A 25,046-nucleotide genomic window follows, 5' to 3' on the forward strand; every position below is an offset into this window, starting at 1 on the left:
ATTTCTTTCGACAGGATATTTTGGCTCAACAAGTGGATGGCGGAGTCACATTGGCGATCGGCATGCATTCCCATGACCGATCCGGCTCTGGCATCCATCAATACAGTTTCATACTGATGTCCCTTTTTTACAGCGATTTCATCTAAACTAAGCCCCATTCCTTCTTGAGAAGATGCTTCTATCGCTGTTTGACGCTCTTTTGCTTTTTTCGATGCGATGGAGTAATAGATGCGTTCCAATGTCGTATATGGGATGCGGTGCTTTCGGCTAACCTCTTGAATGGTGGAGCCTTCGCAAAGTTCATACAAGTACTCACAAAATCGATTGGTGTAGTGTTGATTGGGTTGAATCGATTCCAAAGAGGCGGAAAACACTTGGGAACAATTCCAGCACCGATAGCGCTTTACCTTGACGAACAAGTACACCGGTTGATGAAAAATCGCCAAATCCCGTACTTTTCTTGTCCGTCTGTCGTGGACAGAGGAAGTGGCAAACCCACAATGAGGGCAACGTTCCTGTGTCTCTGTTTTCTCTACATGAATCGCATAACCATAGGAAAGAAGTTCTTGTTTAATCACTTTAAATTCTGGCAATCCTAGTGGTATAGAAAGCACTTACGAGACCTCCTTAATGTTTATTTCACCACTAACATTATTGCCAGGATCTCGTTAGTGCTTTCTCTTTTTTGTCACTAAATCACAAAATTTGGTGATGAACCTTTTTATGAACATATTCACCATGGTAATATTTAATAGGATTTGATTCATTGAATCCATAAATAGAATTGGATATTCTTGAATTATTATAGTAAGAAGCAAGAAAGGAAGATTGGATGAAGAAGTATATTTTCCCTATTCTAACTGCCATCACTTTAGTATCTGGCTGCTCTTCAACAGGGAATGAGGTTTCCGAAGATGGGCATTCAAGTGGTGAACACCAAGTGCAATCTACACCTGTATTATTAATAATAAAAGCCAAGTGTGTACTAAAAGCGAGCACTTTTAGTACACACTTCTCACCACTCATTTACTTTTTAATTGTTCCTTTAATCGTTCATTGTCTGCCTCTAATTTTGTAATCTGATCCTGTAATTTCTTGATGGAATGATGATCAGAAGAATGATGATCATGATGTTTATGATGCTTATGTCCTCTCATACAAAATAGCATCATTAAAGGACATAGTAACAATATTAAAAGATTGGCCCAATTCATTCCGTTTCTCTCCTCTTCCGCTTAGTTTACAGCTTTTATGAAAAAACCACTATGTCATCTTTTAATCCTGAACAACTACTTTCCCGCGATACATCCCCATTTGACATTGAAACGAATATTCTCCGCTTTCTTTTGGCAGAAATTCAACCGTCACCTTTTCCCCAACAGGGAGAGCCGCACTTTTATTGAATTCAGGAAATACAACCATTTCCGAACAAGAGTTTTCCTCTTTTCGAATAAATTGAAACCTCACCGGCTTTCCTTTTTTTACTACAACAATGTGTGGAGTATAGCCACCTTTGACGATTATTTCTGCTTCTTGATATCCAGATGGGGTGAAGGTAGCTTTGTATCCGCCCTTTTTAGGCCCCCAGAAAAACCAAGCAACGAAAACAATAAGGAGCAGCCCACTCACATTAACGATTATTTGAGTCATATCCATCAATCATACCTCCTTTGGTTTAAAACGTTTCAGGCGATTGGCGTTTGCCACAACTGTAACAGAGCTAAACGCCATTGCCGCTGCGGCTACAAGCGGAGACAATAATGAACCGGTCAATGGATAGAGCACGCCAAGAGCGATTGGGATGCCTAGTACATTATAAATGAACGCACCAACTAAATTTTGATATACATTTCTCATCGTTGCCCGACTAATTTGAATCGCCTGCACTACCGATTTTAAACTTCCTTTAACAAGGGTAATATCACTCGCTTCAATCGCTACGTCCGTACCGGTTCCAATTGCCATTCCAATATCTGCCTGCGTAAGTGCCGGGGCATCATTGATTCCGTCTCCCACCATCGCTACTTTTTTTCCATCTGCTTGCAGTTTCCGGACAATTTCTGCTTTATTCTGCGGAAGCACATCGGAGATGACATTGGTAATCCCTACTTTTTTCGCGATTGCACGCGCCGTTCGCTCATTATCCCCCGTAACCATGATCACCTCTAATCCGATGTTTTTCATTGCCGTAATTGCCTCTAAAGAATCTTGTTTCACCGTATCCGCTACGGAGATGACTCCTTCCGGTTTTCCATCAACCGCCAAAAACATAGGTGTTTTTCCTTCGTCCGCCAATCTTTCGGCATGTTGTATATAGGCTTCTGTTGCAATGTTGCCTTTCTTCATGAGTTTTAAGTTTCCGAATAGAACATGGTGGCCATCAATCCATCCTTGCACGCCATGCCCCGGTATAGCTTCAAAATTCTCGGTTTTTCCCAGCAATATATTTTTCTCTTTAGCTGCTTCAAGTATTGCACCTGCTAACGGATGTTCCGATCCTTGTTCGAGCGTTGCTGCGAAATAAATTAATTCTTTTTCTTTGAGGGAACCAACGGCGATCACATCGGTTAATGAAGGTTTGCCCATGGTGATCGTCCCCGTCTTATCTAAAACGATGGTCGTTAATTTCTGGGCGATTTGCAGCGCTTCGCCGGAACGGATGAGAATCCCGTTTTCCGCTCCTTTGCCTATCCCGGTTGTTAAAGACATAGGAGTGGCCATTCCTAATGCACAAGGACAGGCAATAATGAGCGTCGTCACTAAAACAATTAGAGCATACATACTTGAAGGTGAAGGACCGAAATTAAACCAAATTAAGTACCCAATGATAGCTAAAATGATTACACTCGGAGTAAAAATCGCAGAAACTTTATCAACAATTCGTTGAACAGGGATACGGGAGCCTTGAGCTTGCTTCACCATGTTGATGATATTAGATAATGCGGTATCATCCGGTGACTTTGTCACCTGAAATGTAAAGCTCCCTGTTTTATTCATCGTGCCGCCAAATACTTCGTCTCCTTGAACTTTCTGTACAGGCAACGATTCGCCGGTCAACATCGATTCATCAACAGCTGAACTTCCGTCAAGAATTATCCCGTCCACTGGTACCTTTTCACCGGGCCGTACAACAACGATATCCCCGATCTGAATTTGCGATACAGGAATTTCTGTTTCCACTCCGTCTTTTAACACCCGAGCCGTCTTAGGTTGTAAACCAATGAGTCTTTTAATTGCTTCAGATGATTTGCCCTTCGCTTTTTCTTCCATCGCCATTCCTAATACAACTAACGCCGTGACAACCGTTGAAACATCATAATACACTTCCGCCATCGATGGATCTGGAAATAAGTCCGGCCAAAGCAAAGCGACAACCGAATAAATCCATGCCGCACTGATCCCGATGGCAATCAGTGTATGCATATTGGCTGAACGTTGTTTTAATCCTTCCCATGCCCCAATGAAAAACTGGCTTCCGCTATAAATCATCACAATTAAGGCTACTACTGCCATGAGCAGTCTGCTAAACCAGAGTTGACTGCTTCCCATAGGCAACAAATTTCTTATGATTGGAAAAAAATCTGGATAAGATACCAATATAATAGGAACCGACAATATTCCGGCAAACCACCATTTTTTCATTAGTTTTCGATACAATTGTTCATCATGTTCGTGTTTTTCTCTCTCTTCTGTTTGATGTGAGGTATCCGAGTGTATCGAGCTAGAACTGAAAGTGTTGGATTCGTGATGGCATGAATGTTTCTTTTGATGGTGAGCGTGATGATGACCATGGTCATGATGATGGTGGTCATGATGATGATTTTTGTTATGGGTGCTAGAAATATGTTTATTCCTCTTCATAAATTCCCCTCCGTGAACAAATTTTCTTTCTTTATATGATCATGTTAAAAATAAAATATGTAGATTCTATGGAGAAATTCAGAAAATTAGGTGACACCTGAATCCTGATGAACGCATTTAACTGTAAAAAAGATGATTGTTTTCATCACGGTTTTGATTTGTCGACGCCGCACACGGCTCCATAGTGGACTGTCGTTTCGCTTCATGCTTCTTGTTGACCAGTAACCAATGAAACGTAACTGATTTTTATCCAACCGAGTGAAACGTTTAGATACTTATCCAACATTTCTTGAAATTTTGTCTAAAACACCTATGTCAGTCCCAAATTTGCACATCGCATCACAATCACATCGGAGTTCAGAAAATAAAATGTAAGAAATTTGACAGGCATTTGAATGTCGAATGGACGGCCTTAAAAGTTGTGCTTTAATTTCTTTCTCGCGTTTATCCGGAGCAACTAAATAAAACTTAGTTTGATTTTCACTCATAGTTAAAGCCAAGTCATAGAGTCTTAAAATCCCAGAATAGATAGATGTACTTTTTTCAACCTCAAATGCACCAACAATTCTTTCTTTTTTGTCCAACCAAATGACATCAATGAGAGCAATGGTTTCCTTTATTGACTGAGAGATATTGGGCAAATTTAAGCGTTTTAAGGAAAATTCCCCTAACTTTTGATTATTCCACTCTCTCTTATGATCATTTTGAGCAATCCATACATCATAACCAAGCGCTTTCCCTAATCTTGCTAAATGATATTGCATTTCCGAGTGGTCATTTTCCTCGATAGCATCATTTATCACTTCAGAATGACGTTTCATTTTTGCTTTTGTTTGCTTTTCCATATTTTCTAATGTGATTTCATAGTTTTCACTAATGACTAATCTTCCCGTTCCAATTTCAAACAGGAGTCCTCCTACTGCACCAAGGTCTTTTGATAGTAAATTTCTATATTTCTCATTAAAATCTAAAATGACTTCTCTCATTTTTAAATATTCTTGCCACGAACCAAGCTTTATTTTTTGGTCAAACAAAAGGTTAAAACCTTTTACAATAGCTGTATTAAAAGGTGGAAAAACGGTTGGATGAAGAAAATAGAGAATATTAGCTACAGCAGGTCCAAGTCCTTTAATTTGCAATTGATCTAGTTTAACAATTTCTTCTATAAGTTGCTTTTCCGTTATTGCTTGAAGACATGATTTTAAAAATCTCCCAAAAGCCTTTTTATTACGTTCATTTTCATAAATATCCGGTATTCGAAGTTTCGGCTTCCAATAAAACGCGTGGGCGGCTCCTTCAAAAACTTGTTTTTGTTCTGCAATGGCTGTAACTACAATTTCTAACGAGGACCCTTTAAAATCATTTCCGAATGTATTGTTTTCTATATCTTTAATTACCTCTATAACACCGTTTCGGATAGTACGGAATGCTTTTAATCTTTGGTCATTATCGATAAACCAAGTTTGATAGACTGATTCCATGTCACCTCGATACTCTTGAATCATTCTTTCGAAATTCGTTCCCACAACGGTTCCTCCTTCTTATCCATAAATAATTTAAAATATTTTTATTTTATAGGATAAATTTGCAGAATTTATGAATTTCAATAAACTGTAACTATTTTAAAAAATTTTATTTTTGTTGTGAAATTCGTCACAGCGACTAAATATTTTTGCTAATATCATGTCTTCAGACACAATAAAGCAAAAGGAGGAAATACTTGATGCGTAAAACGATCATTGCGTTGTTAACCTTATTGACGATGTTTACGTTTGTTTTAGGAGGTTGCGGAGCGAATTCTCAAAAAAGTAACACTACTTTAGGTGAAAACAAACAGGTCGCAGCCACCAAAAAAGAACAAAGAAAAGAAACGAAAAAATATTACTTTACTGCTAATGAAGGCGGGAGTATTTCAAAAATTGATGTAGAAACGAATCAAGTGGTCGCAACAATCAAAGTAGACGGTGCGATTCATAACGTCCAAGTTTCTCCTGACGGAAAAATTCTCGGCGCTACGTTAGTTCCGGAAATGCAACATGGAAATGATCAATCAATGGATATGAAAGGAATAGCGTTGTTTTATAATACAGAAACAGACGAATTAATAAAGAAAGTGGAAGTGGGGAATCACCCTGCTCATATCGTTTTCACCGAAAATGGAAAGTACGCTCTCGTTACCAATAATGAAGACAATAACGTTTCAGTCATTGATATGGCGAGCTACTCAGTCATCCAAACAATTCCAACTGGAAAAGGTCCGCATGGTTTCCGGATCTCTAAAGATAGCCGTTATGCGTATATTGCCAACATGGGAGAAGATAGCGTCAGTATCCTCAATTTAGAAACGATGAAAGAAGAAAAGAAAATAAAAGTAGGATCTACTCCTGTAACAACCGGTATTACTTCGGACGGTAAAACATTAGCCGTAACGTTAAATGCAGAGAATGCCCTCGCCATTGTTGACTTAGCAAGCGGTAAAGTAGAAAAAGTTCCGGTCGGTCAGGGACCAGCCCAAGTGTACATGGATCCTGACGATACATTTGCTTATGTAGCCAATCAAGGGACGAAAAATGCACCGTCTCATTCCGTAAGCAAAATAAACATAAAAACGAAACAAGTAGTTGCCACAATTGAAACAGGCAAAGGAGCGCACGGAGTTGTCACAAGTCCGAATCAAAAATATGTTTTCGTCACCAATATGTTTGACAACACGGTGAGTGTCATTGATAAAGAGCAAAGCAAAGTAATCAAAACGATTCAAGTAGGTGAAATTCCGAACGGGATCAGCATCATGCCGTAAATATAAATAAACAGCAGGTTGAGTTTTTAAACCTGCTGTTTTTCTTTTCTATTTGCTGAAATTTACGCATAAAAAAGCACCGTAGTTTTAAGCCTACAGTGCTTAAATATATTTGATTAAACCTTGCTACATCATATGATTGTTCATATGTCCTTGTTTCATCATTTGTTGATTCGTTTTGCTATTATTCATCATATGTTCCATCATTTGATCCATATTTTTAGTATTTCGACACTGTTCATACATTTTTTGTAATTGTTCCTCTGAGAAGTTTGGATGCATTTGTTTCATCATTGGCAACATTTCTTTCCAATCATTATTATCATTTTTATTTGCTGCAAAAACAGCTGTAGCTAACACAAAAGCTGAAACAAGGACGAGCAAACCTGAAATAAGTTTTTTCATTTTCAACACCTCCATCCTTTTCTGGTTTTAGAATAAAGAAAAAGTATGGAGAAAGTGTTGATAAAAATCCACAAATTTTTGTCGTGGTCTCGAAAAACGAAAACTGGCCGATTCATCCCCCACTTACGCTTCGTTTCGAAGTGGGGGTCTTCTCGGTTAGAATGATAAAAATAAAAGAGGCTGTCTCAAAAGGTCGTCTTTCTTCAAGGAAGATACAATATATAGTTTTACGAAAGTGTTTCGTGCGTATATATGGTGATAAGAAAGGGTGCCCCGTTACTTTTGGGACACCCTCATCCATTCCGCTTCTTTAAGAAACTTCGACGAATCCAACCATACCAGATTCTTTATGCCCGGGAACCGTACAATAAAATCGAAACACACCGCTTTTTATTGGTACGAACGTCATCTCTGCTGTTTTTCCCGGCAAAGAATGAATATGAACGGTTTGATTTTTTGAATGATTCCCATGACCACTCTGTTGTAAAAGAGAGGCTTTCATATTTTCGAATGCAATATCATGTTCCATTTCACCGCTATTTTTAAAAATTAAGGCGACTGGTTGCCCTACAGTAAGTTTGAAATCTTTAGGGAAGTAAGCAAATTCGGTTGCTTCAATGACTACTTTTCTCAACTTTGCATTCGAATTCAACGGCGAAACAGATAACTTATGATTGGTCATAGAGTAATTCATAGGGGAGTTTTTTATTGACGTATGATTGTTTTGATCAAGCTCGTGATATAAGCGGTTATATGCGTAGAAAAACAGCAAAAAGGCGACTGCTAATAACAGCGGATTATGAAATACTTTGTTCATAAAAGATACACGATTAAAACCGGTTTCTTGTTGAAGCATGTACAAAACAATCAAAATCATCCCAACAAATATGACGAGCATGACACGGATCATTGAATGTTGGTATTCCGGTGAAATCATTTCTCCTAACATCGCTCCCATCATCCCACCCATAATGCCCGACAAAACCCCGTCCATCATCGCCATGATACTAACCGGTAAACCGGCCAAAAAACCGGCTAACAATCCAATTCCTGTTCCTAAAACGGTTGAGAAAAAGAGGTTACCGCTGTACAAAATGCCGACCTGCAAACCACCTGTTAGTCCGACTAGCATTCCTAAAGCCATCGCCACCATCATGCCAGTCATACATGTAATTTTCTTTCTTTTTATAAATACGAAAACAATAACAATCAAAGATAAAACCGCTACAATGATCCCCGTTAATAAAATCGACAATGAATTGTCCCTCCCTGTAAGTTCTTATTTGTATACATATATGTGGGCAAGCAGTTCGTTAGTCCTTTATTAAATGAATGAATTATTTTTTACTAAGTTAGCCAAATTAAGAAAAAACTTTTCATTAGGTGACTAATTATGAAAGAAAACATTATTTCAACTGACCATCTGATCATCATCGTAACAGCTACTATTGTCGGAACAATGGCCCGAGCTTTAACCATTAAAGAAGATTTTAGACAATATCCCACTTATCCTAATGGATATTTAATACATCTAGTGACCGGTTTTGTTGCCGCTTCGTTAGGAGCAGTCGCTATCCCAGCCCTTATGACGAAAAATTTTGTCGCTGTTACTTTTTTGGCTTTAGCAATTCAACAGTTTAGAGATGTTAGAAAAGCAGAAAAAGAAAGTTTGAAGGATTTAGAAAATACGGAGTCTGCTTATCGTGGTGATGCCTATATTGACGGTATTGCTAAGACATTTGAGGCACGTAATTACTTTGCCTTGATCGTTTCCTTTACAACCGCATTAACAATCCAGTTAGTTGATAGTAAATTCATATCGATCAATGTCATGTCAGGAACAATAACAGGGCTTATCGTCCTCTATGTAATAAAGCGTTTTTCAAAAGGAAAAACGCTTGGTGATATTGCTGATGTTAAAGAAGGAAAAATAGAAGTCAGAGAGTCGGAGCTTTTTGTAGACGGTATTTTTGTTTCCAATCTCCTTGGTACCGAAAACGCCGCAAATATGTTTCAAAAAGAAGGGCTGGCCGTTGTCATTATTCCACGTGAAGAACATTTTAGAATTGCTTTAGACCATTATGGTCAAAGGCAGGCAGCCTTATTCGAAGCAACTCGAGCGGTTGGAGTAAAGCGTTATCACTTTACACGAAAAGAGTACGAAAAAGGAAAAATTGTCATCACATTAGTCCCGATTATCAAAGATGTTAACAAACTGATCGAAGCAGTGAAAAAAACACCCGTTCTCGAGAGTGTAAAAAAGAGCCATTCTGTCATGGATACAAACTTATTTGGGAGGGAATAGCGGATGGGACGTGAATCATCAGAACGACCTACCTACACAATACTAGCCATTATCACTTTAAAGAAAGAACGAATTTTAGGTGGGAGCCAGCTAGCGTTGTGGGCGGAGAATGAGGAACAACAAAAAACGATGACACAAGATATCGCAAAAGCAATGAAGGCAGATGTGGTAAAAATGAAAAACGGCGATTACCTTATCATCAGGGTTTAAATAGACATCTATGACGCCAAAAAAGTACATCACCAGCGGAAGGATGAAAATGAACCTTTTCAAAATATTTCCTTGCCGCTGGGTGCCAGATCAATGGTGAATAAGCTAGTTTCAATTGGTTTTTATTGATGAATCAACACGAATGAACTTGCTCAATGCTTGTCGTTTCGAACCTTACAAACGATTAAACAATGATTTCACTACTTATGCGATACATGTAATATAAACCATATACGATACTAATCAACGAAACGGCTTTGATGGTGAACTGATAAACCATTTGTTTACGTTTCATCCAAATAAATGGTAAACCGAGAAATGTCGTAAATAACATCATTCCCATAATCGTTCCGACGCCGAATATCAATATAAATAATATCGCTTGCAACCGTGTATCGACAGTCGTTAACGTTAAAAGCACCATTCCGGCACTGCCAGCTAGTCCATGAACAATACCAATGAATGTCGACTTTAAATGAAGGTGGTTTATCTTCACTTCCTTTTTAGCAGGAATTGTATAAGTCGAGCGAAAACTTGCACCCCCTAAAACGACGATCATCACTCCGACGGCTAGTTCCAGCCACATCGCTGCGGTTTCCGGTATTTGTTGTTCCATCCCGATCACGATCATTCCGACGACAAATAATGTTGTGGTGTGGCCAATTCCCCAAAAAATTCCTGCGAGCGACGAAAGCGAAAGCTTCCCTGTCCGACTGGCAATCGTTGATACAGCAATGACATGGTCCGGCTCTGTGGCATGTTTGATACCTAAAATAAATCCAAAAAGCAATGTCGGCCATACGGTGCTCACTAATGTTCCAACCCCTTCTCTTTTTAGTACTTCCTTAAAAAAATCGGTTCTTCCTGAAAACATTCCTCCCGAATCAATTGGTGGATGAGTTGAAAAATGACTTCAATGATGTACGTTTCGCGGGCTAAAATACGAACAACAAGTCCCGGAACGACCGGAGTGGACCATCCAAAATGGGCTTCGTTAGGGAAATGCGCTGCAATCTTTTCAAATTTTTTAAGAACGTCCTTTGTGATCAAAGGACTAACGACAAAAAGAGATCCAATATAAGTATACCCTTCCATCTTAAAAATTCCAGTAATTCCTTTTCTTGGTTCTAAATAAAGGTGGTCGAATAACTTTAAATGGCCTTCGTGATAGATCTTTAATTTCGAACGAATCCAGTCGTAACGAAACAGCCCACCGCTTTCTGACCAGCCAGGAGTTATAATGTCTCCATATATAAACGTCGCGCTTTCTTTCATATACACAGTCGTCTCTTGATAAAATTTCGCTTTTTCATAAGCGATAACCGGATCAGGGAAAAATTCGAGCACGCTTTGATCATTAAGGGAAAACGATGTATATTGTTGTACCGGTGTCTTCACCGTCTTATAAATTTTCGTTGCCGACTGCGTTGTCACAATCATCCTCGCTTGTTTTTGCAAAGAGATCTCCGTCTTATATCGGTCTCCGTCGACATACCCCCCTCCTACATGCATCAAATAAATCGTTGGCTGGGAAGGGTGAAGATAGATGGGCCGGGCTAGCTTAAAAGCCCCTTCATAATAGCAGTCAGAAACAATCGTACGGCCATTTTTCTCCACGGCCGTACATTGCAACAAGCCCGACCAGTTCATTCCTCTAACCCTACCAATAATACTTGTTTTTTCATCCATTCGACCACTTCACCCAATCCAATTTCTTCCTTCAAATTCGTAAAAATAACTGGTTTCGTTCCACGTGCCGCTTTTGCATCTCTTTCCATCACTTCTAAACTAGCCCCGACATAAGGAGCAAGATCAATTTTATTAATTACTAATAGATCGGATTTAATCATTCCTTGTCCGCCTTTACGCGGGATTTTTTCTCCTTGCGCCACATCGATGACATAAATCGAAAAGTCAACGAGCTCCGGGCTGAACGTAGCGGCCAAATTATCGCCGCCACTCTCAATAAAAATAATCTCAACATCCGGATGGCGCCTTTTCAACTCATCAATTGCCGCAAAATTCATCGAAGCATCTTCACGAATGGCGGTATGCGGACATCCCCCTGTTTCCACCCCGATAATCCGATCTTCCGGCAACACGCTATGTTTCACTAAAAATTGCGCATCTTCCTTTGTGTATATATCATTCGTTACAACGGCGATGCTAAACTCACGATGCATCGCCCTCGTCAGTTTTTCAACAAGCATCGTTTTTCCGGCACCAACCGGACCCCCAATTCCAATTCTTACTGGTTCCATCTTTTATTCCATCTCCTTTTTTAACATTAAGACATAAATAAGCGGACGGAAAGCTGTTCATGCTGCATTTGGGCAATTTCTAGCCCCGGCGTTACAGCCCCTAAATCTTCTTCGGTTAAAGCATCAATGGTTTGAACCGCTTCAATTAGATAAGGTTGGACAAAAACGAGCAGCTTTTGTCCGTCGGTTTGACCGAGCGGAATGCCGCGAACCGCATTTTGAACAAGCGTTTGGACAGATGTATATAAATACGATAAAACCGTTATATCTTTCGGGATCTCTAAATGATCACACACAATCGCAAACACAATGGCTGGATGAATGTAATCTCGCTTTTCTTTATCATCGTTCCATATCTCAAAAGGATAAATTTCACGGCAAAGCTTCCACATTCGTTCCCCGATCATCCGCGTTCCTTCTCTCGTTTCTCTCGCCAAACAAAGTGCAGCCAATATTTCATTTAACCGCCATACATCATCCTTTGATTGTTTCTGTAAAAAATCATACGTTAAGCGGCATGCCAAGCCGTCTATATACGTTAATTGCGTTCGAATATAAGCACAAAGCGCCTCACGGAACGTTTTCTCGTTGTTGATTTTTTCGTTGTAAATGTACGTTTCAAATCCAAAGGAGTGCGAAAATGCTCCAGAAGGAAAATTGGAATCACATAGTTGCAATAAAGGCAATAGCTTATCCAGCATGGCTATGTCCTATATGGCGAAATGCTTGCTTTACTTTTCGCTTTTCCCGTTGATACGGAATATGTAGCTGTTTTAAAAGCTCCTCTACTAGGTAGTCGTACTGAACGAGCATTTCTTCTCCTTCGAATTGTGCAGGCAAATGGCGGTTCCCAAGCTGATGCGCAATTTCCCCCATCTGCTTGATCGATGTCGGGCGAATGACCAACAAGTCATCAGGAAGGACGCTGACAACGATCATGTTTTTCTCATCCATGAATAAAATATCGCCATCGGTTAATTCCTTTGCCTCTTGTAAACGAATGCCTATTTCGGTTCCATGATCCGTCACCACTCGTTGAATCCGTTTCACTAAATCATCACTATTCATATATACACGTTCCGTGTGTGGCGGGAAATGATCTAATGTTCGGATATTTCCAATAATTTTTTCAACAATCATGTTTGACCACCTCAAAATAAAAAGTATCGTTGTGCCATCGGAACGATTTCAGCTGGTTCACATGTAATAAGCTTGCCATCCACTTTTACTTCGTACGTTTGCGGATCGACCTCAATCTTTGGCATCGCGTTGTTATGCACCATGTCATGTTTAGATAAGCTACGAATATTCTCTACCGGCCGAATCATTTTTTGCAAATTCAATTTTTGTGGAATTTCAAGCTCCAACGCTGCTTTCGATACGAATGTAATCGATGTGTTATATAACGATTTTCCATAGCTCGCAAACATCGGCCGATATATGACTGGCTGCGGTGTTGGAATGCTGGCGTTTGGATCCCCCATTACACTATAGGCGATCATGCCACCTTTTAAAACGAGTTCCGGTTTTACGCCAAAAAATGCCGGATGCCAAACGACTAAATCAGCTAATTTGCCTACTTCTACCGATCCGACGTATTGATGAATCCCATGGGTAATCGCTGGATTGATCGTATATTTGGCGATGTAACGTTTGACGCGAAAATTATCGCCTCTTCCTTTCTCCTCAGGCAATTTTCCAAATTGCTTTTTCATCTTATCCGCCGTTTGCCACGTTCGCAAAATTACCTCTCCGACGCGTCCCATCGCTTGCGAATCGGAGCTAATCATGCTAAAGACGCCTAAATCATGGAGAATATCTTCCGCCGCAATCGTTTCTTTCCGAATGCGCGAATCGGCAAAAGCAATATCTTCAGGAACAGACGGATCTAAATGATGACAAACCATCAACATATCTAAATGCTCATCTAGCGTATTTTTTGTATAAGGTCTCGTTGGATTCGTAGAAGAAGGTAATATATTTGGAAAACTTGCGACTTTAATAATATCTGGCGCATGCCCTCCGCCTGCTCCTTCCGTATGATAGGTGTGGATCACGCGCCCGTTAATCGCCCTTAACGTATGTTCAACAAATCCTCCTTCATTCAGCGTATCGGTGTGAATCGCCACTTGCACATCATATTCGTCGGCGACCTGCAAGCTCGTATCAATCGCTGCGGCTGTTGTCCCCCAATCTTCATGAAGCTTCAACCCAATGGCTCCTGCGCGAATTTGCTCCGCTAACGGTTCTTTCGACGATGCGTTCCCTTTCCCTAAAAACCCTAGATTCATCGGAAACGCTTCAGCCGCTTCCAACATGCGATAAATGTTCCATTCTCCAGGGGTGCATGTCGTCGCATTTGTCCCTGTCGCCGGCCCTGTTCCGCCGCCGATCATTGTCGTAATTCCCGATGACAAAGCTGTTTCGATTTGCTGCGGGCAAATAAAATGAATATGGGCGTCAATTCCCCCTGCAGTGACAATTTTTCCTTCCGCTGCAATAATTTCCGTCGCTGCTCCGATCGTAATATTCACCCCGTCCATCAACAACGGATTACCCGCTTTCCCAATCGCCGCAATCTTCCCATCTTTAATCCCGATATCGGCTTTATAAATTCCCGTATAGTCAACAATGATCGCATTTGTCAGCACTAAATCCATCGATTCCGAACGTGTGGCAAGCGGGTGCTGCCCCATTCCGTCACGAATCACTTTCCCGCCGCCGAATTTGACTTCATCGCCATAAACGGTAAAATCTTTTTCAATCTCAATCCATAAATCGGTATCAGCCAAACGAACGCAATCTCCTGTTGTCGGCCCGAACATATCTGCATATTGTTGCCGTGACATTTCAAAACTCATCGCATGACTCCCCCTTTCTCACCTTCATCAAGCGGCCCGTTGACTAACTGATTCAATCCGTAAACACGGCGCTCCCCGGAAAACGGGACTAGTTCCACTTGCTTCGCATCGCCAGGCTCAAAGCGCACCGCCGTCCCTGCTGGAATATTTAAGTGTTTCCCATACGCCGCTTGGCGATCAAATTCAAGAAACGAGTTCACTTCAAAAAAGTGAAAGTGAGATCCAACTTGAATCGGACGATCTCCACGATTTGTCACGACCAGTTTTGTAATCGGTTTATGGCGATTACAAACGATCGTATCTTCTTTTAACAAATATTCTCCTGGAATCATGATATCCTCCTTTTTTTAGCGAATTGGCTGATGAACCGTCACGAGCTTTGTTCCGTCTGGAAACGTCGCTTCCACTTGTATGTCTTCAATCATTTCTGGCACCCCTTCCATTACATCATCGCGAGATAAAATCGTTGTCCCGTATTGCATTAACTCCGCCACCGTCCGCCCATCTCGCGCACCTTCTAAAATTTCATATGTAATAAGCGCGACTGCTTCGGGATAATTTAACTTCAACCCTCTTTCTTTGCGGCGGCGTGCGAGATCGGCTGCAACGACAATAAGCAACTTCTCCTGTTCACGAGCGGTTAACTTCAATGGCCTCTTCCCCTTCCTATATATTTCGCAAACTAGCATTCCTTCTCGAGATGATTCACACTGTCAAAAACTGTTGAACGTCGCTTTTGCTCGTTTCACTCACATGCCCTTGCGCAACAACTATGCCGCGATCGAAAATGTAAAAGTAGTCGGCGCATGAAAAAGCTAAATCCAGGCTATGCTCGACAAGTACAATCCCGACCATTTTTTCTTTTGCAATTTTCATGATAACATCACGAATCAGCTGTACGATCGATGGCTGAATGCCTTCCATCGGTTCATCAAGCAAAAGCAGCTTTGGCTGTCCAATCAGCGCACGGGCAATGGCAAGCTGTTGCTGTTGCCCGCCGCTTAAATCTCCTCCTTTTCGATGCAACATGTCTTTTAATATAGGAAATAATTCATAAATCTCTTCTAAAACGTGTGACGGATTGATTTTTTTAGGAAGCGCCTCGAATCCTAACAATAAATTTTCTTCGACCGTTAATGTCGAAAAAATTTCCCTTCCTTGTGGAACATAGCCTATTCCTTTTCTTACCCTCTGTTCCGGCGGCAATGATGTAATATCCTCATCTTCCCATTCGATGTTGCCCCTCATCGGTTTGATCAGTCCGATGATGCTTTTCATAAGCGTCGTTTTTCCGACACCATTTCGCCCGAGCACCGCCGTCACACATCCTTTTTGTACGTCCATGCTTACGTTTTCTAACACAACGCTTTGTTCATATCCGGCTGTCACATTTCGAACGCTTAACACGCTTTCTCCTCTCTTCCTAAATAAATTTCGACTACTTTTTCATTTTGCTGAATGTCTTCCATCGTCCCTTCACACAATACTTTCCCTTCATGCATAACCGTCACTTGCTTTGAAAAACGCCGCACAAAATCCATATCATGTTCGACAATCACAACTGCACAATCACGGGCAATTTCATGGATCAATTCCCCTGTGCGTTCCCGTTCCGCGGCACTCATTCCTGCAATCGGTTCATCAAGCAGCAACAGTTGAGGAAACTGAATCAGCTGCATGCCGATTTCGAGCCACTGCTTCTGACCGTGTGAAAGAGAACAAGCCTTTTGGTCAGCATAATCGAGTAATTCGATACGTTGTAATAACGTGATGATCATATCCCGATCTGCCTCTGACATCTTTGCCCGTAAAACAGCAAATAGCCCGCGATCTTGTTTTAAAGCCAGTTCCATGTTTTCCCATACGGTCAACTGATGAAAAATCGATGGGCTTTGAAATTTCCTAGAAATACCAAGCTGTACAATTTTGTGTTCCGGCATATCGGTAATATCGTGTGAGTAAAATAACACTTTTCCGCTGCTTGCCCTTGTTTTACCGCAAATCACATCTAATAGCGTCGTCTTTCCCGCTCCGTTTGGCCCGATTAAAAATCGTACTTCATGTGGATAAACTTTCAAATCAGCTCCTTGCAACGCATAAAACCCGTCAAAATCTACTGACACGCTGCAGCACATGAGAACTGGCTTCATTTGCTCTCACTTCCCCTTGTTTTTTTCGTTGTTTAACAGACTGATATACGCCTGCTAGCCCGTTTGGCAAGAACAGCACGACAGCAATAAATAATCCCCCTAAAAACAGCAGCCATATATCAGGATAATTTTCGCTAAAAAAACTTTTCGCACCGTTCGTCACAATGGCACCGATGATCGCTCCGATTAACGAACTTCTTCCGCCGACGGCAACCCATAGCACCATTTCAATGGAAGGAATAATTCCCATCATTGCCGGAGAAATAAGCCCTACCTGCAGCACAAACATCGCTCCTGCTATTCCGGCAAAAGCGGCGGAAAGGCTATATACAAACACTTTATACGTAGTCGGATTAAATCCTAAAAAGCGGACCCGGTTTTCACTATCCCGAATCGCAACAAGCACCCGACCGAATCGACTCCTCGTTAACCAGCGCGAGAAAAGAAACATCGACAAAAGCAAAACAACGGTTAATAAATAAAGAACGATTTGTGTAAGAGGAGAAGATAGCGAGAACCCGAAAACGGTAGAAAAATTCGTTAACCCGTTTGTTCCCCCGGTCCATTCTTGCTTTCCGATAAATAACGTCACAAAAACAACCACGATCGCTTGAGATAACAACGAGAAATAAACACCTTTAATTCGATTTCTAAACGTAAAATAGCTTAAAAACATCGCTAGAAGCACCGGAACGATAATGGCGGAAGAAATGGCAATAACCGGCTGTTCAAACGGTTTCCAAAACCAAGGAAGCTTATTTACACCGCTCCACTCCATAAAGTCGGGTAACCGACCACCGGAAGCCTCCAGTTTTAAATACATCGCCATGCAATAAGCTCCTAAGCCGAAATATACACCGTGACCTAAACTTAAAATGCCGGTATAGCCCCAGATTAAAGAAATGCCGATCGCAATCATCGCAAAACAAAGAAATTTCCCAAGCAGCGACAAACGAAATTCCGTCAAATAAAACGGCGCTAAAAACAAAGCAAGGAAAAACAGCCAATACATCCAGTTCTTTTTGATCATTTTTGACCCCCTTAATCGAGTGATCTCGTTTTCATGCTCACAAGTCCAGAAGGCTTCCATTGCAAAAAGACAATAATCAACGCAAACGTAATCACTTTTGCCATCGTGGCACTTGTCGAATATTCGGTCAATGTACCAATCAATCCGATTCCAAATGCCCCTAAAACTGTTCCGATTACTTTCCCTACTCCCCCTAAAATAACGACCATAAATGCATCGACAATATAATACGTTCCGATCGTTGGACCAATCGGACCGATCAGCGTTAATGCACAACCTGCCAAACCCGCAAAGCCGGATCCGATCGCAAAAGCGTATGCGTCTACTTTTTGCGTAGAAATGCCAAGGCATGCGGCCATATCCCGGTTAAGTGTAACCGCCCTTATTCTTCGGCCAGCTGCTGTTTTATTTAAATACATATAAAGTACAAAGATTGACACGGCGACAAATGCTAAAATGAACAACCGTTTATACGGAAACACCATTCCCGCAACACGAACCCCTCCATCTAACCATTCGGGAGGAAGTACCGCCACATTGGGAGCACCGAAAATCGTCCGCGCCATTTGCTGTAAAATCAAGCTCACTCCCCACGTTGCCAGTAAACTATCTAGCGGCCGGTGATATAGGTGGCGAATTAACGATTTTTCCAATCCTAAACCAAGGAGAGCAGAAACAAAAAAGGAGACAGGAATAGCGATGATATAATAATAGTCCATCGATTGCGGTGCATATTGCGCAAAAAATTGTTGAACAACGTACGTCGCATAAGCTCCAACCATAATCAATTCGCCATGAGCCATGTTGATGACGCCCATTAACCCAAACGTAATCGCCAACCCGATGGCAATGAAAAGCATGATCGAACCTAAGCTTAAACCGTTAAACAATTGTGTCACAAAAACTGACAAAGAAATACCCCCCTTCTTTAGGAGAGGAAAGGAGCATAACCCCTTTCCCACAAATGTATTTAATTCATCAAGTCTTTTGCCCATGGATAGCTTTTTAAATAAGGATCTGGCTTAACAGCTTCCCCAGAATTCCATAATTCTTTAAATTGACCATCCGGTTGGATCTCTCCTATTCTCACAATCTTCCATGTATGTTGTGTTTCTCCGTCGATTTTTACCGTTCCACCAGGCGCCTTATACTCGATGCCATCCGCTGCTTTTTTCACCTTATCTACATCAAAAGAGCCGGCTTTTTTCACTGCTTCCGCCCATAAATGAACAGCAAAGTACGCTGCTTCGATCGGATCATCTGTGACGCGGTCTTTTCCATACTTCTTTTTATATTTTTCTACAAATACTTTGTTTTCCGGTGTGTCCGTTGACTGAAAATAGTTCCATACCGCAAGATGGCCGGCCAATACATCACCGCCAATTCCGCGAATTTCTTCTTCGGCGATGCTCACAGACATAACCGTTAAATCTTTCGCTGTAATCCCGGCATCTTTTAATTGTTTGAAGAACGCGACATTGCTGTCCCCGTTTAGCGTGTTAAACACTACATCTGGCTTCACATCTTTAATTTTGCTAATAATCGTGCTATAATCTGTATGGCCAAGCGGCGTATATTCTTCACCGACCAATTGCCCGCCTTCCGCTTTTAATTGAGCTCTAATAATTTTATTTGCCGTGCGCGGGAACACATAATCCGAACCAAGCAAGAAAAATTTCTTTCCTTTATTTTGTAACAACCAGCTTACCGCCGGAACGATTTGTTGGTTCGTCGTGGCACCTGTATAAAAAATATTTGGTGAAGACTCCATCCCTTCATATTGGACTGGATACCAAAGCAACCCATTATTTTGTTCGACGACTGGAAGCATCGCTTTGCGGCTCGCTGATGTCCATCCACCAAAGATTGTCACTACTTTATCTTTCTGTAGTAGCTTTTTCGCCTTTTCCGAAAACGTTGGCCAGTCTGAGGCGCCGTCTTCTATGACAGGTTCAATTTTTTTCCCTAGCAAACCACCAGATTCATTAATTTCTTCAATCGCCATTAATTCCGCATCTCGCAACGATACCTCACTGATCGCCATCGTGCCGCTCAATGAGTGAAGTATCCCTACTTTGACAGTGTCGCTTGTTTCCGATGTGCTACTTTCTTTCTCCTTTCCTTTCGCCTCATCGACTGCCGATGATGCAGCACATCCGCTCAGTACCAATAAACTTCCGCATAAAAGCAAGCTGAGCCATTTCAATCCATTTCCTTTTAATCTCTTCATGTAAACACCCCTTACAAGATTCTAATATTTATAATATAATTAGAATCAGGCATGCACCGACGTATGTAATGCCCGATTTATAAGGAATTTTCTCATGACAGTGAGAAAATTCCTTTTTTCTTTTTCTCCACCTCCATTCGTTATATTTTATAACAACTAATGTAATATTATCTGACATTATATATATGTTTTTTTGCAGTGTCAACAGAAAATTCAAAAAATATTGTATTTTGTCATATAACCTAATATGGTTCTTTTTGATTGAATGGAAAACTGCAGAAAAGATAACTCTTCACCCAGATAGCAGTATGTAAATAAACCTAACACAAATAGGGCATCTCTATTACAGAAAATGCCCTAGGTAGCGGAAAGAACTCGATCGATCGTTTCGCCTGCCAACAGAAGACATAACGAATCCCACACGTTTTTTTCGTGTTTCGTCAGTGTGGAAACGATGCTTCTTGTGATGCAAAAAGACTGGGCGAATGTTTCTTCGCGAAATGTACCCGAAATGTTCTCTTTCACTTTGACCATGCGAATGAACAACAGTGCCTGGCACCGTTCGCTAAGAGAAAAACCGCAGTGCTGCCAATGAGGCAACGCTGCGGTTTTTATTTTAATACTTCTTCTCGATGGTTTAATTCAGGACGTATTTGAACAGCGAATCGATTTTCTCGGGGCGTGACACAGGCACGCTGCAATATGTCTCCTGTTCCCCCTCCCGCAACGGCACACCGCATTGTGGGCAAAACCGAGCTTGATCAGATACTTTTTCACCGCATTGATGACAAAACACTCAAAAACTCCCCCTTTAATGATTCTATCTAAACCATATATGAATCCGATGAAGAATGTTGTCGAATTTTGTTTCAAAAAACAATTTTTTGTAAAAAAATGAACCCAGAAATCATAATGATTTCTGAGTACCAATGCTTGGTCAAATCCCCGCTTTGACATCAGTTGTTTTGATGTTTGTATTCGATCATCTCGAATTCTTCAAAAATCGACCGCTTTTCAATCTGTAATGACAATGTATTCACCTATATCCATAATTTATGATAAATCTACACCGTAAATTCTTAATGTTCCACCTTCACCATTTGCTTCGCTTGTTCACACGCTCGGACGACTTCATCGAGCGATTTGCCCAACCCTGCTTCCACAGCGGCGATATACGCCCCTTCCACCAATGGGGCATCGGCGATGGCGATATGACCCGTTTTCTCCAGCATTTCGATTGCCAATTCCGCATTCATCAAAGCACTTCCAAGGTCAAACAGAATAACAACCCCTTTTTCCGAATAAACGGACTCAATCGCTTCCTTGATGCGGAAAGCGTTTGTTCCAATCTCTCCATCATTTCCCCCGGCAATTGCGATCGGAACATCAGGCTGAACTTGATTCAATAGTTTTTTTAAACCGCTTACAATTTCCTCACTGTGCGAAATTAATACAAGGCTGACATACTTCATGAATTGATCTCCCCTTTATCCTTCCAGCGCTTCCGCTAAAGCGGCAAACAAAAAATACGAAGAAGCCGAACCTGGATCGATGTGGCCAACCGATCGCTTTCCTAAGTAAGCGGCGCGCCCTTTTTTCGCCTCAAGTTCTTTTGTGTGTTCCATTTTTTCTTTTGCGAGAAGCGCCGCTTCTTTCGCTTGCATGCTTCCCTTTTCCCGCAACAACTCTATGACCGGCTCCCACACATCAACCATCGTTTTTTCGCCAACGCTTGCTTTTCCGCGCGCTTTGATTCCGCTTAACGCCGCTTCTAACGCTGCGACCAGCTCTTTATCATCCGCTTCCTTTTTCCCGTTTAGCGCCAATGACATTTTCAAAAATGCAGTGCCGTATAGCGGCCCTGAAGCTCCGCCTACTTTCGCGATTAACGTCATGCTTACGTCTTTGAAAAGCGAACCGAGATCTTCGTAATTGACAGAAGCAATTTTTTCGACTACTTCTTGAAATCCCCGCGCCGTATTTAGCCCATGGTCGCCATCGCCGATTGCTTGATCGAGCTCCGTTAAATATTGTTTTTGTTGCTGAATTTTATCGTTTGCGATGTTCATCCATCGTTTTGCCTGTTCCACGCCAAACGCCATGATGATTTCTCCTCTCCCTTTATTTTTTCAACGCAATTGTATCGGCAGGCGCATCTAACAATTCGATTAAGGAATCATCCAATTTCAATAGCGATATCGAGCATCCCGCCATTTCCAGAGAGGTCATATATTCTCCGACAAACGTTTCATGAACATGAATTTGCTTTTCCTTTAAGATTTCCGACACTTTTTTATTCACAATATACAGCTCCATTAACGGTGTCGCGCCAAGCCCGTTAATCATCACTGCGACGCGATCGCCTTTTTCTAATTTCATGTCAGCGAAAATTTTGTTCAACAACGTTTCCGTGATTTCGTCCGCTGTTTTAAGCGTTGTTTTTTCAATTCCCGGTTCGCCGTGAATGCCGATGCCAACTTCGATTTCATTTTCGCCAAGTTCAAAGCCTGGTTTCCCCGCTGCCGGCACGGTGCACGGAGTAAGTGCCATTCCCATGGAACGGACGTTTTGCACCACCTTCTTCGCTACCGCTTCTACTTCTTCAAGCGATGCGCCGCGCTCCGCCAGCGCCCCTGCGATTTTATGAACGAACACCGTTCCCGCGATGCCGCGTCGCCCTGTCGTAAACGTGCTGTCTTCCACCGCAACATCGTCATTCACAATGACTTTCGCGACACGAATCCCCTCTGCTTCGGCCAACTCCGCGGCCATTTCAAAATTCATGACATCTCCCGTATAATTTTTGATAATAAGGAATACACCTTTCCCGCTATCGACCGCTTTGATCGCCTCAAGCACCTGGTCAGGTGTCGGTGAGGTAAACACTTCCCCGCATACCGCCGCATCTAACATTCCTTTGCCGACATAGCCCGCATGCGCCGGCTCATGTCCGCTGCCGCCGCCGCTCACGATTCCGACTTTTCCTTTTACTGGAGCATCGTTTCTCACAATCACATTCGTACCCGGCAGCCTTCTCAACCGATCACGATAAGCGACAACCATTCCTTCCAACATATCATTGACAACTTGATTTGGGTCGTTAATTAGTTTTTTCATCATTCTCTCCCCCTGTTGTATGATTAGATAATTTCTATCTTACTTACATTCTACCACCTGAATCCGTGACAAAACATCTTTACAATGGATGCAAACCGTTGATACGATAAGGGAAAACGACGTTGACGACTCTTCATCAAGTAGGTGAATGTGATGAAAGATTTCCCGATTCGGTTTGTATTGACAGATGAAGCGATTACTCCAAGTGCTGGGCTTGCTCTCGTTGGCTACTTACTCCATCGAACGAAACTGGATAAACGAGTAAACGCCCTTCGGCTCCCAACGGTTCGTCGAGATGTGCACATTTCCCATAGCGACGTCATTCGCTCGATGATCGGCTTGCTTGCCACAGGAAAAACGGATTTTGATCATATCGAAGCGTATCGTCAGGACGATATCTTTTCGACATCAATGGGTATTCAGCACGTGCCTTCCTCCCCAACGTTGCGACAGCGTCTCGATCAGCTCGCTTGTCTTCCGATGACCGAAGCAATCATTTGGGAGGAATCGATGCGTCTGTTGGTTCGACAACACGCTACCTTGTCCCCTTGTTGGGCGAAAGGGAAAACGACATGGCTTCCCCTTGATATAGATGCTTCCCCATTTGACAACTCCGATACGAAGAAAGAAGGAGTGAGTCGAACGTATAAAGGATTTGACGGTTTTACGCCGTTGTTTGCGTATGCAGGGAAGGAAGGGTATATCGTTCATGCCGAGTTGCGTCCCGGAAAACAACATGTGCAAGACGAGATGCCCTCATTTTTAATCACCGCCATCCGTCGAGCCCGTCAACTGACCGCGTCTCGTCTGCTTGTTCGCATGGACGCAGGAAACGATGCGGAAGCGAATGTGCACGTATGCCTAAAGGAAGACGTGGACTTTGTCATCAAGCGAAACTTACGCCGAGAATCGAAAGCGCTTTGGTTTCAGATCGCTTCGCAAAAGGGCAAACGCGTCGACGATGGACAAACAGAAGGAGTACAAACGTATGAGCTATGCCTTCCACAGACGGTAGCGATCGATGGAAACACGTATACGTACGTTCAAGTCACCCAAGTGACGGAACGAACGATGGAACGAAATGGACAGCTGATGCTTGTTCCTGATTATGAAGTGGAAAGCTATTGGGTGCGCCTCGAAGGATACGAGCATGTTCGAATGAGCGATGTGCTCGCGTTGTATCATGATCATGCGACATGCGAACAGTTTCATAGCGAACTCAAGAGCGACTTAGATTTAGAGCGGCTTCCATCTGGGAAGATGAAAACGAATGCGCTCGTGTTGGTCATGGGAGCCTTCGTTTACAATCTTCTCCGCCTGATTGGACAAGATCTATTAAGTGATCCGAGACATCCATTGCATCACAAAGTGAAACGCCGCCGCATCAAGACAATTATTCAGACGGTGATCACGATGGCAGGGCGACTCGTCCGCCGATCACGACAGATCTGGATGAAACTGACGCGAAGGAGTGGGTACAGTATACTCCTACTGAATGTGTATCAAAAATGGAAAGAGGCAAGATAACAAACAGATGTTCGGGTACTCATATCCATCACTCCCCCCTGTACTTTTTTGTCTCTTTTTTGGTTTGTATCTCCATAAAAGAGGATTTATCTCGTTTTCAAACATGAAAGTGGTGCAGGGAATCATCAAAAAAAGGGATGTATGGATCATATATCCATAGAACTAACACCAAAATCAAAGTTGATTTCCAACCATCACGGATTCAGGAAACACAATATGTACAATATTTATCCAAACACTTACTTTCATTGGAGTTTTGGTATCTCCCGCCGCTCGTAGAATGCTTCCG

The 25,046-nt window shown here is 42.0% G+C and carries 28 protein-coding genes and 2 pseudogenes; 5 read left to right on the forward strand and 25 right to left on the reverse strand.

Going from position 1 to position 25,046, the window contains the following annotated elements:
• Positions 1-614: transposase family protein (locus M4I42_RS11830; RefSeq protein WP_268852354.1), on the reverse strand; the 614-nt coding region annotated here is incomplete at its 3' end.
• A 218-nt stretch (positions 615-832) separates the two neighbouring features.
• On the opposite strand from M4I42_RS11830, the pseudogene M4I42_RS17160 reads away from it, so the two are divergent.
• Positions 833-961 (forward strand): annotated as a pseudogene (locus M4I42_RS17160) (PCYCGC motif-containing (lipo)protein); the annotation flags it as partial.
• Between the two features lie 61 nt (positions 962-1,022).
• Here the strand turns inward: M4I42_RS17160 and M4I42_RS11840 are convergent.
• From M4I42_RS11840 to M4I42_RS11855, 4 genes are all read right to left on the reverse strand, one after another.
• Positions 1,023-1,214 carry a DUF2933 domain-containing protein gene (locus M4I42_RS11840; protein ID WP_268852355.1) on the reverse strand — a complete coding sequence of 64 codons (192 nt, stop codon included), beginning with the start codon at positions 1,212-1,214 and terminating at the stop codon, positions 1,023-1,025.
• A gap of 61 nt (positions 1,215-1,275) precedes the next feature.
• Positions 1,276-1,656: a cupredoxin domain-containing protein gene (locus M4I42_RS11845; protein WP_268852356.1), complete on the reverse strand. Its 381-nt coding sequence runs from the start codon at positions 1,654-1,656 to the stop codon at positions 1,276-1,278.
• Between the two features lie 3 nt (positions 1,657-1,659).
• The gene (locus M4I42_RS11850; protein WP_268852357.1) at positions 1,660-3,513 is read right to left on the reverse strand and encodes a copper-translocating P-type ATPase; all 1,854 of its coding nucleotides are present in this window, start codon (positions 3,511-3,513) and stop codon (positions 1,660-1,662) included.
• Positions 3,514-4,136: 623 nt separating this feature from the next.
• Positions 4,137-5,387 (reverse strand): hypothetical protein, encoded by a 1,251-nt coding sequence (locus M4I42_RS11855; protein ID WP_268852358.1) that lies wholly within the window; start codon positions 5,385-5,387, stop codon positions 4,137-4,139.
• 197 nt (positions 5,388-5,584) lie between these two features.
• Between M4I42_RS11855 and M4I42_RS11860 the strand changes: the two genes are divergently transcribed.
• Positions 5,585-6,661 (forward strand): YncE family protein, encoded by a 1,077-nt coding sequence (locus M4I42_RS11860; protein WP_268852359.1) that lies wholly within the window; start codon positions 5,585-5,587, stop codon positions 6,659-6,661.
• A 126-nt stretch (positions 6,662-6,787) separates the two neighbouring features.
• On the opposite strand, the gene M4I42_RS11865 is transcribed toward M4I42_RS11860, so the two are convergent.
• Together M4I42_RS11865 and M4I42_RS11870 are read right to left on the reverse strand one after the other, a co-directional pair.
• Positions 6,788-7,066 carry a hypothetical protein gene (locus tag M4I42_RS11865; protein ID WP_268852360.1) on the reverse strand — a complete coding sequence of 93 codons (279 nt, stop codon included), beginning with the start codon at positions 7,064-7,066 and terminating at the stop codon, positions 6,788-6,790.
• Between the two features lie 310 nt (positions 7,067-7,376).
• The gene (locus M4I42_RS11870) at positions 7,377-8,321 is read right to left on the reverse strand and encodes a plastocyanin/azurin family copper-binding protein (protein ID WP_268852361.1); all 945 of its coding nucleotides are present in this window, start codon (positions 8,319-8,321) and stop codon (positions 7,377-7,379) included.
• 138 nt (positions 8,322-8,459) lie between these two features.
• Here M4I42_RS11870 and M4I42_RS11875 point away from each other — a divergent pair, with 138 nt between their 5' ends.
• The gene (locus M4I42_RS11875) at positions 8,460-9,371 is read left to right on the forward strand and encodes a YIEGIA domain-containing protein (protein ID WP_268852362.1); all 912 of its coding nucleotides are present in this window, start codon (positions 8,460-8,462) and stop codon (positions 9,369-9,371) included.
• Between the two features lie 3 nt (positions 9,372-9,374).
• Positions 9,375-9,581, forward strand: a complete 207-nt coding sequence (locus M4I42_RS11880) for a capping complex subunit for YIEGIA (protein WP_183184880.1) — start codon at positions 9,375-9,377, stop codon at positions 9,579-9,581.
• A gap of 184 nt (positions 9,582-9,765) precedes the next feature.
• Here the strand turns inward: M4I42_RS11880 and M4I42_RS11885 are convergent, their stop codons facing one another.
• The 18 genes and pseudogenes from M4I42_RS11885 to dhaK all read right to left on the reverse strand — a co-directional run bounded on the left by M4I42_RS11885 (position 9,766) and on the right by dhaK (position 23,230).
• Positions 9,766-10,392 carry an urease accessory protein UreH gene (locus tag M4I42_RS11885; protein ID WP_268852363.1) on the reverse strand — a complete coding sequence of 209 codons (627 nt, stop codon included), beginning with the start codon at positions 10,390-10,392 and terminating at the stop codon, positions 9,766-9,768.
• Between the two features lie 23 nt (positions 10,393-10,415).
• Complete coding sequence (locus M4I42_RS11890; RefSeq protein ID WP_328284617.1) at positions 10,416-11,231, reverse strand: urease accessory protein UreD; 816 nt, start codon at positions 11,229-11,231, stop codon at positions 10,416-10,418.
• Positions 11,228-11,842 carry an urease accessory protein UreG gene (gene ureG / locus M4I42_RS11895; RefSeq protein ID WP_268852365.1) on the reverse strand — a complete coding sequence of 205 codons (615 nt, stop codon included), beginning with the start codon at positions 11,840-11,842 and terminating at the stop codon, positions 11,228-11,230. Before ureG ends, M4I42_RS11890 begins: the two co-directional genes overlap by 4 nt.
• A gap of 26 nt (positions 11,843-11,868) precedes the next feature.
• Positions 11,869-12,543: an urease accessory protein UreF gene (locus tag M4I42_RS11900; RefSeq protein ID WP_183250961.1), complete on the reverse strand. Its 675-nt coding sequence runs from the start codon at positions 12,541-12,543 to the stop codon at positions 11,869-11,871.
• On the reverse strand, positions 12,533-12,982 hold the full coding sequence (ureE, locus tag M4I42_RS11905) for an urease accessory protein UreE (protein WP_066324210.1): 450 nt from the start codon (positions 12,980-12,982) through the stop codon (positions 12,533-12,535). Before ureE ends, M4I42_RS11900 begins: the two co-directional genes overlap by 11 nt.
• A gap of 11 nt (positions 12,983-12,993) precedes the next feature.
• Positions 12,994-14,703 carry an urease subunit alpha gene (gene ureC, locus M4I42_RS11910; RefSeq protein ID WP_268852366.1) on the reverse strand — a complete coding sequence of 570 codons (1,710 nt, stop codon included), beginning with the start codon at positions 14,701-14,703 and terminating at the stop codon, positions 12,994-12,996.
• Positions 14,700-15,035: an urease subunit beta gene (locus M4I42_RS11915; protein WP_066324207.1), complete on the reverse strand. Its 336-nt coding sequence runs from the start codon at positions 15,033-15,035 to the stop codon at positions 14,700-14,702. The genes ureC and M4I42_RS11915 overlap by 4 nt, the downstream gene beginning before the upstream one ends.
• A 15-nt stretch (positions 15,036-15,050) precedes the next feature.
• Positions 15,051-15,353 carry an urease subunit gamma gene (locus M4I42_RS11920; protein ID WP_032101499.1) on the reverse strand — a complete coding sequence of 101 codons (303 nt, stop codon included), beginning with the start codon at positions 15,351-15,353 and terminating at the stop codon, positions 15,051-15,053.
• 55 nt (positions 15,354-15,408) lie between these two features.
• Positions 15,409-16,110 (reverse strand): urea ABC transporter ATP-binding subunit UrtE, encoded by a 702-nt coding sequence (gene urtE, locus M4I42_RS11925; RefSeq protein WP_268852367.1) that lies wholly within the window; start codon positions 16,108-16,110, stop codon positions 15,409-15,411.
• Entirely contained in the window at positions 16,104-16,853 is a 750-nt protein-coding gene (gene urtD / locus M4I42_RS11930) for an urea ABC transporter ATP-binding protein UrtD (RefSeq protein WP_064220637.1), read from the reverse strand. Before urtD ends, urtE begins: the two co-directional genes overlap by 7 nt.
• On the reverse strand, positions 16,810-17,883 hold the full coding sequence (gene urtC / locus M4I42_RS11935) for an urea ABC transporter permease subunit UrtC (protein ID WP_268852368.1): 1,074 nt from the start codon (positions 17,881-17,883) through the stop codon (positions 16,810-16,812). The genes urtD and urtC overlap by 44 nt, the downstream gene beginning before the upstream one ends.
• 11 nt (positions 17,884-17,894) lie before the next feature.
• Positions 17,895-18,794: an urea ABC transporter permease subunit UrtB gene (gene urtB / locus M4I42_RS11940; RefSeq protein ID WP_268852369.1), complete on the reverse strand. Its 900-nt coding sequence runs from the start codon at positions 18,792-18,794 to the stop codon at positions 17,895-17,897.
• Positions 18,795-18,853: 59 nt separating this feature from the next.
• Positions 18,854-20,113 carry an urea ABC transporter substrate-binding protein gene (urtA, locus tag M4I42_RS11945; RefSeq protein ID WP_268852370.1) on the reverse strand — a complete coding sequence of 420 codons (1,260 nt, stop codon included), beginning with the start codon at positions 20,111-20,113 and terminating at the stop codon, positions 18,854-18,856.
• A gap of 357 nt (positions 20,114-20,470) precedes the next feature.
• Positions 20,471-20,668: pseudogene (locus tag M4I42_RS11950) on the reverse strand (IS66 family transposase); the annotation flags it as partial.
• A gap of 82 nt (positions 20,669-20,750) precedes the next feature.
• Positions 20,751-20,909, reverse strand: coding sequence for a zinc-ribbon domain-containing protein (locus tag M4I42_RS17165; protein WP_442864108.1), 159 nt, complete (start codon positions 20,907-20,909; stop codon positions 20,751-20,753).
• Between the two features lie 283 nt (positions 20,910-21,192).
• Complete coding sequence (dhaM, locus tag M4I42_RS11955) at positions 21,193-21,585, reverse strand: dihydroxyacetone kinase phosphoryl donor subunit DhaM (RefSeq protein WP_119877387.1); 393 nt, start codon at positions 21,583-21,585, stop codon at positions 21,193-21,195.
• Positions 21,586-21,600: 15 nt separating this feature from the next.
• The gene (dhaL, locus tag M4I42_RS11960; RefSeq protein ID WP_119877386.1) at positions 21,601-22,215 is read right to left on the reverse strand and encodes a dihydroxyacetone kinase subunit DhaL; all 615 of its coding nucleotides are present in this window, start codon (positions 22,213-22,215) and stop codon (positions 21,601-21,603) included.
• Positions 22,216-22,234: 19 nt separating this feature from the next.
• Complete coding sequence (gene dhaK / locus M4I42_RS11965; RefSeq protein ID WP_268852371.1) at positions 22,235-23,230, reverse strand: dihydroxyacetone kinase subunit DhaK; 996 nt, start codon at positions 23,228-23,230, stop codon at positions 22,235-22,237.
• 153 nt (positions 23,231-23,383) lie between these two features.
• On the opposite strand from dhaK, the gene M4I42_RS11970 reads away from it, so the two are divergent.
• Positions 23,384-24,757 (forward strand): IS1380 family transposase, encoded by a 1,374-nt coding sequence (locus tag M4I42_RS11970; RefSeq protein WP_268852372.1) that lies wholly within the window; start codon positions 23,384-23,386, stop codon positions 24,755-24,757.
• Positions 24,758-25,046: the final 289 nt, after the last annotated feature.

It is taken from the genome of Anoxybacillus sp. J5B_2022, from assembly GCF_026847645.1.
In the GTDB taxonomy this organism is placed as follows: Bacteria; Bacillota; Bacilli; order Bacillales; family Anoxybacillaceae; genus Anoxybacteroides.

Bases quoted from the DNA above. Each gene is read 5' to 3' on its own strand.
- M4I42_RS11860 (WP_268852359.1), top strand. From the start codon at position 5,585: ATGCGTAAAACGATCATTGCGTTGTTAACCTTATTGACGATGTTTACG.
- M4I42_RS11845 (WP_268852356.1), bottom strand. From the start codon at position 1,656: ATGGATATGACTCAAATAATCGTTAATGTGAGTGGGCTGCTCCTTATT.
- urtA (WP_268852370.1), bottom strand. From the start codon at position 20,113: ATGAAGAGATTAAAAGGAAATGGATTGAAATGGCTCAGCTTGCTTTTA.
- M4I42_RS11850 (WP_268852357.1), bottom strand. From the start codon at position 3,513: ATGGCAGTAGTAGCCTTAATTGTGATGATTTATAGCGGAAGCCAGTTT.
- urtD (WP_064220637.1), bottom strand. From the start codon at position 16,853: ATGAAGCCAGTTCTCATGTGCTGCAGCGTGTCAGTAGATTTTGACGGG.
- M4I42_RS11890 (WP_328284617.1), bottom strand. From the start codon at position 11,231: ATGAACTGGTCGGGCTTGTTGCAATGTACGGCCGTGGAGAAAAATGGC.
- M4I42_RS11970 (WP_268852372.1), top strand. From the start codon at position 23,384: ATGAAAGATTTCCCGATTCGGTTTGTATTGACAGATGAAGCGATTACT.
- M4I42_RS11915 (WP_066324207.1), bottom strand. From the start codon at position 15,035: ATGATTCCAGGAGAATATTTGTTAAAAGAAGATACGATCGTTTGTAAT.
- M4I42_RS11865 (WP_268852360.1), bottom strand. From the start codon at position 7,066: ATGAAAAAACTTATTTCAGGTTTGCTCGTCCTTGTTTCAGCTTTTGTG.
- M4I42_RS11875 (WP_268852362.1), top strand. From the start codon at position 8,460: ATGAAAGAAAACATTATTTCAACTGACCATCTGATCATCATCGTAACA.
- dhaM (WP_119877387.1), bottom strand. From the start codon at position 21,585: ATGAAGTATGTCAGCCTTGTATTAATTTCGCACAGTGAGGAAATTGTA.
- M4I42_RS11900 (WP_183250961.1), bottom strand. From the start codon at position 12,543: ATGCTGGATAAGCTATTGCCTTTATTGCAACTATGTGATTCCAATTTT.
- M4I42_RS11880 (WP_183184880.1), top strand. From the start codon at position 9,375: ATGGGACGTGAATCATCAGAACGACCTACCTACACAATACTAGCCATT.
- ureC (WP_268852366.1), bottom strand. From the start codon at position 14,703: ATGAGTTTTGAAATGTCACGGCAACAATATGCAGATATGTTCGGGCCG.
- dhaL (WP_119877386.1), bottom strand. From the start codon at position 22,215: ATGGCGTTTGGCGTGGAACAGGCAAAACGATGGATGAACATCGCAAAC.
- ureG (WP_268852365.1), bottom strand. From the start codon at position 11,842: ATGGAACCAGTAAGAATTGGAATTGGGGGTCCGGTTGGTGCCGGAAAA.
- M4I42_RS11840 (WP_268852355.1), bottom strand. From the start codon at position 1,214: ATGAATTGGGCCAATCTTTTAATATTGTTACTATGTCCTTTAATGATG.
- urtC (WP_268852368.1), bottom strand. From the start codon at position 17,883: ATGATCAAAAAGAACTGGATGTATTGGCTGTTTTTCCTTGCTTTGTTT.
- ureE (WP_066324210.1), bottom strand. From the start codon at position 12,982: ATGATTGTTGAAAAAATTATTGGAAATATCCGAACATTAGATCATTTC.
- dhaK (WP_268852371.1), bottom strand. From the start codon at position 23,230: ATGAAAAAACTAATTAACGACCCAAATCAAGTTGTCAATGATATGTTG.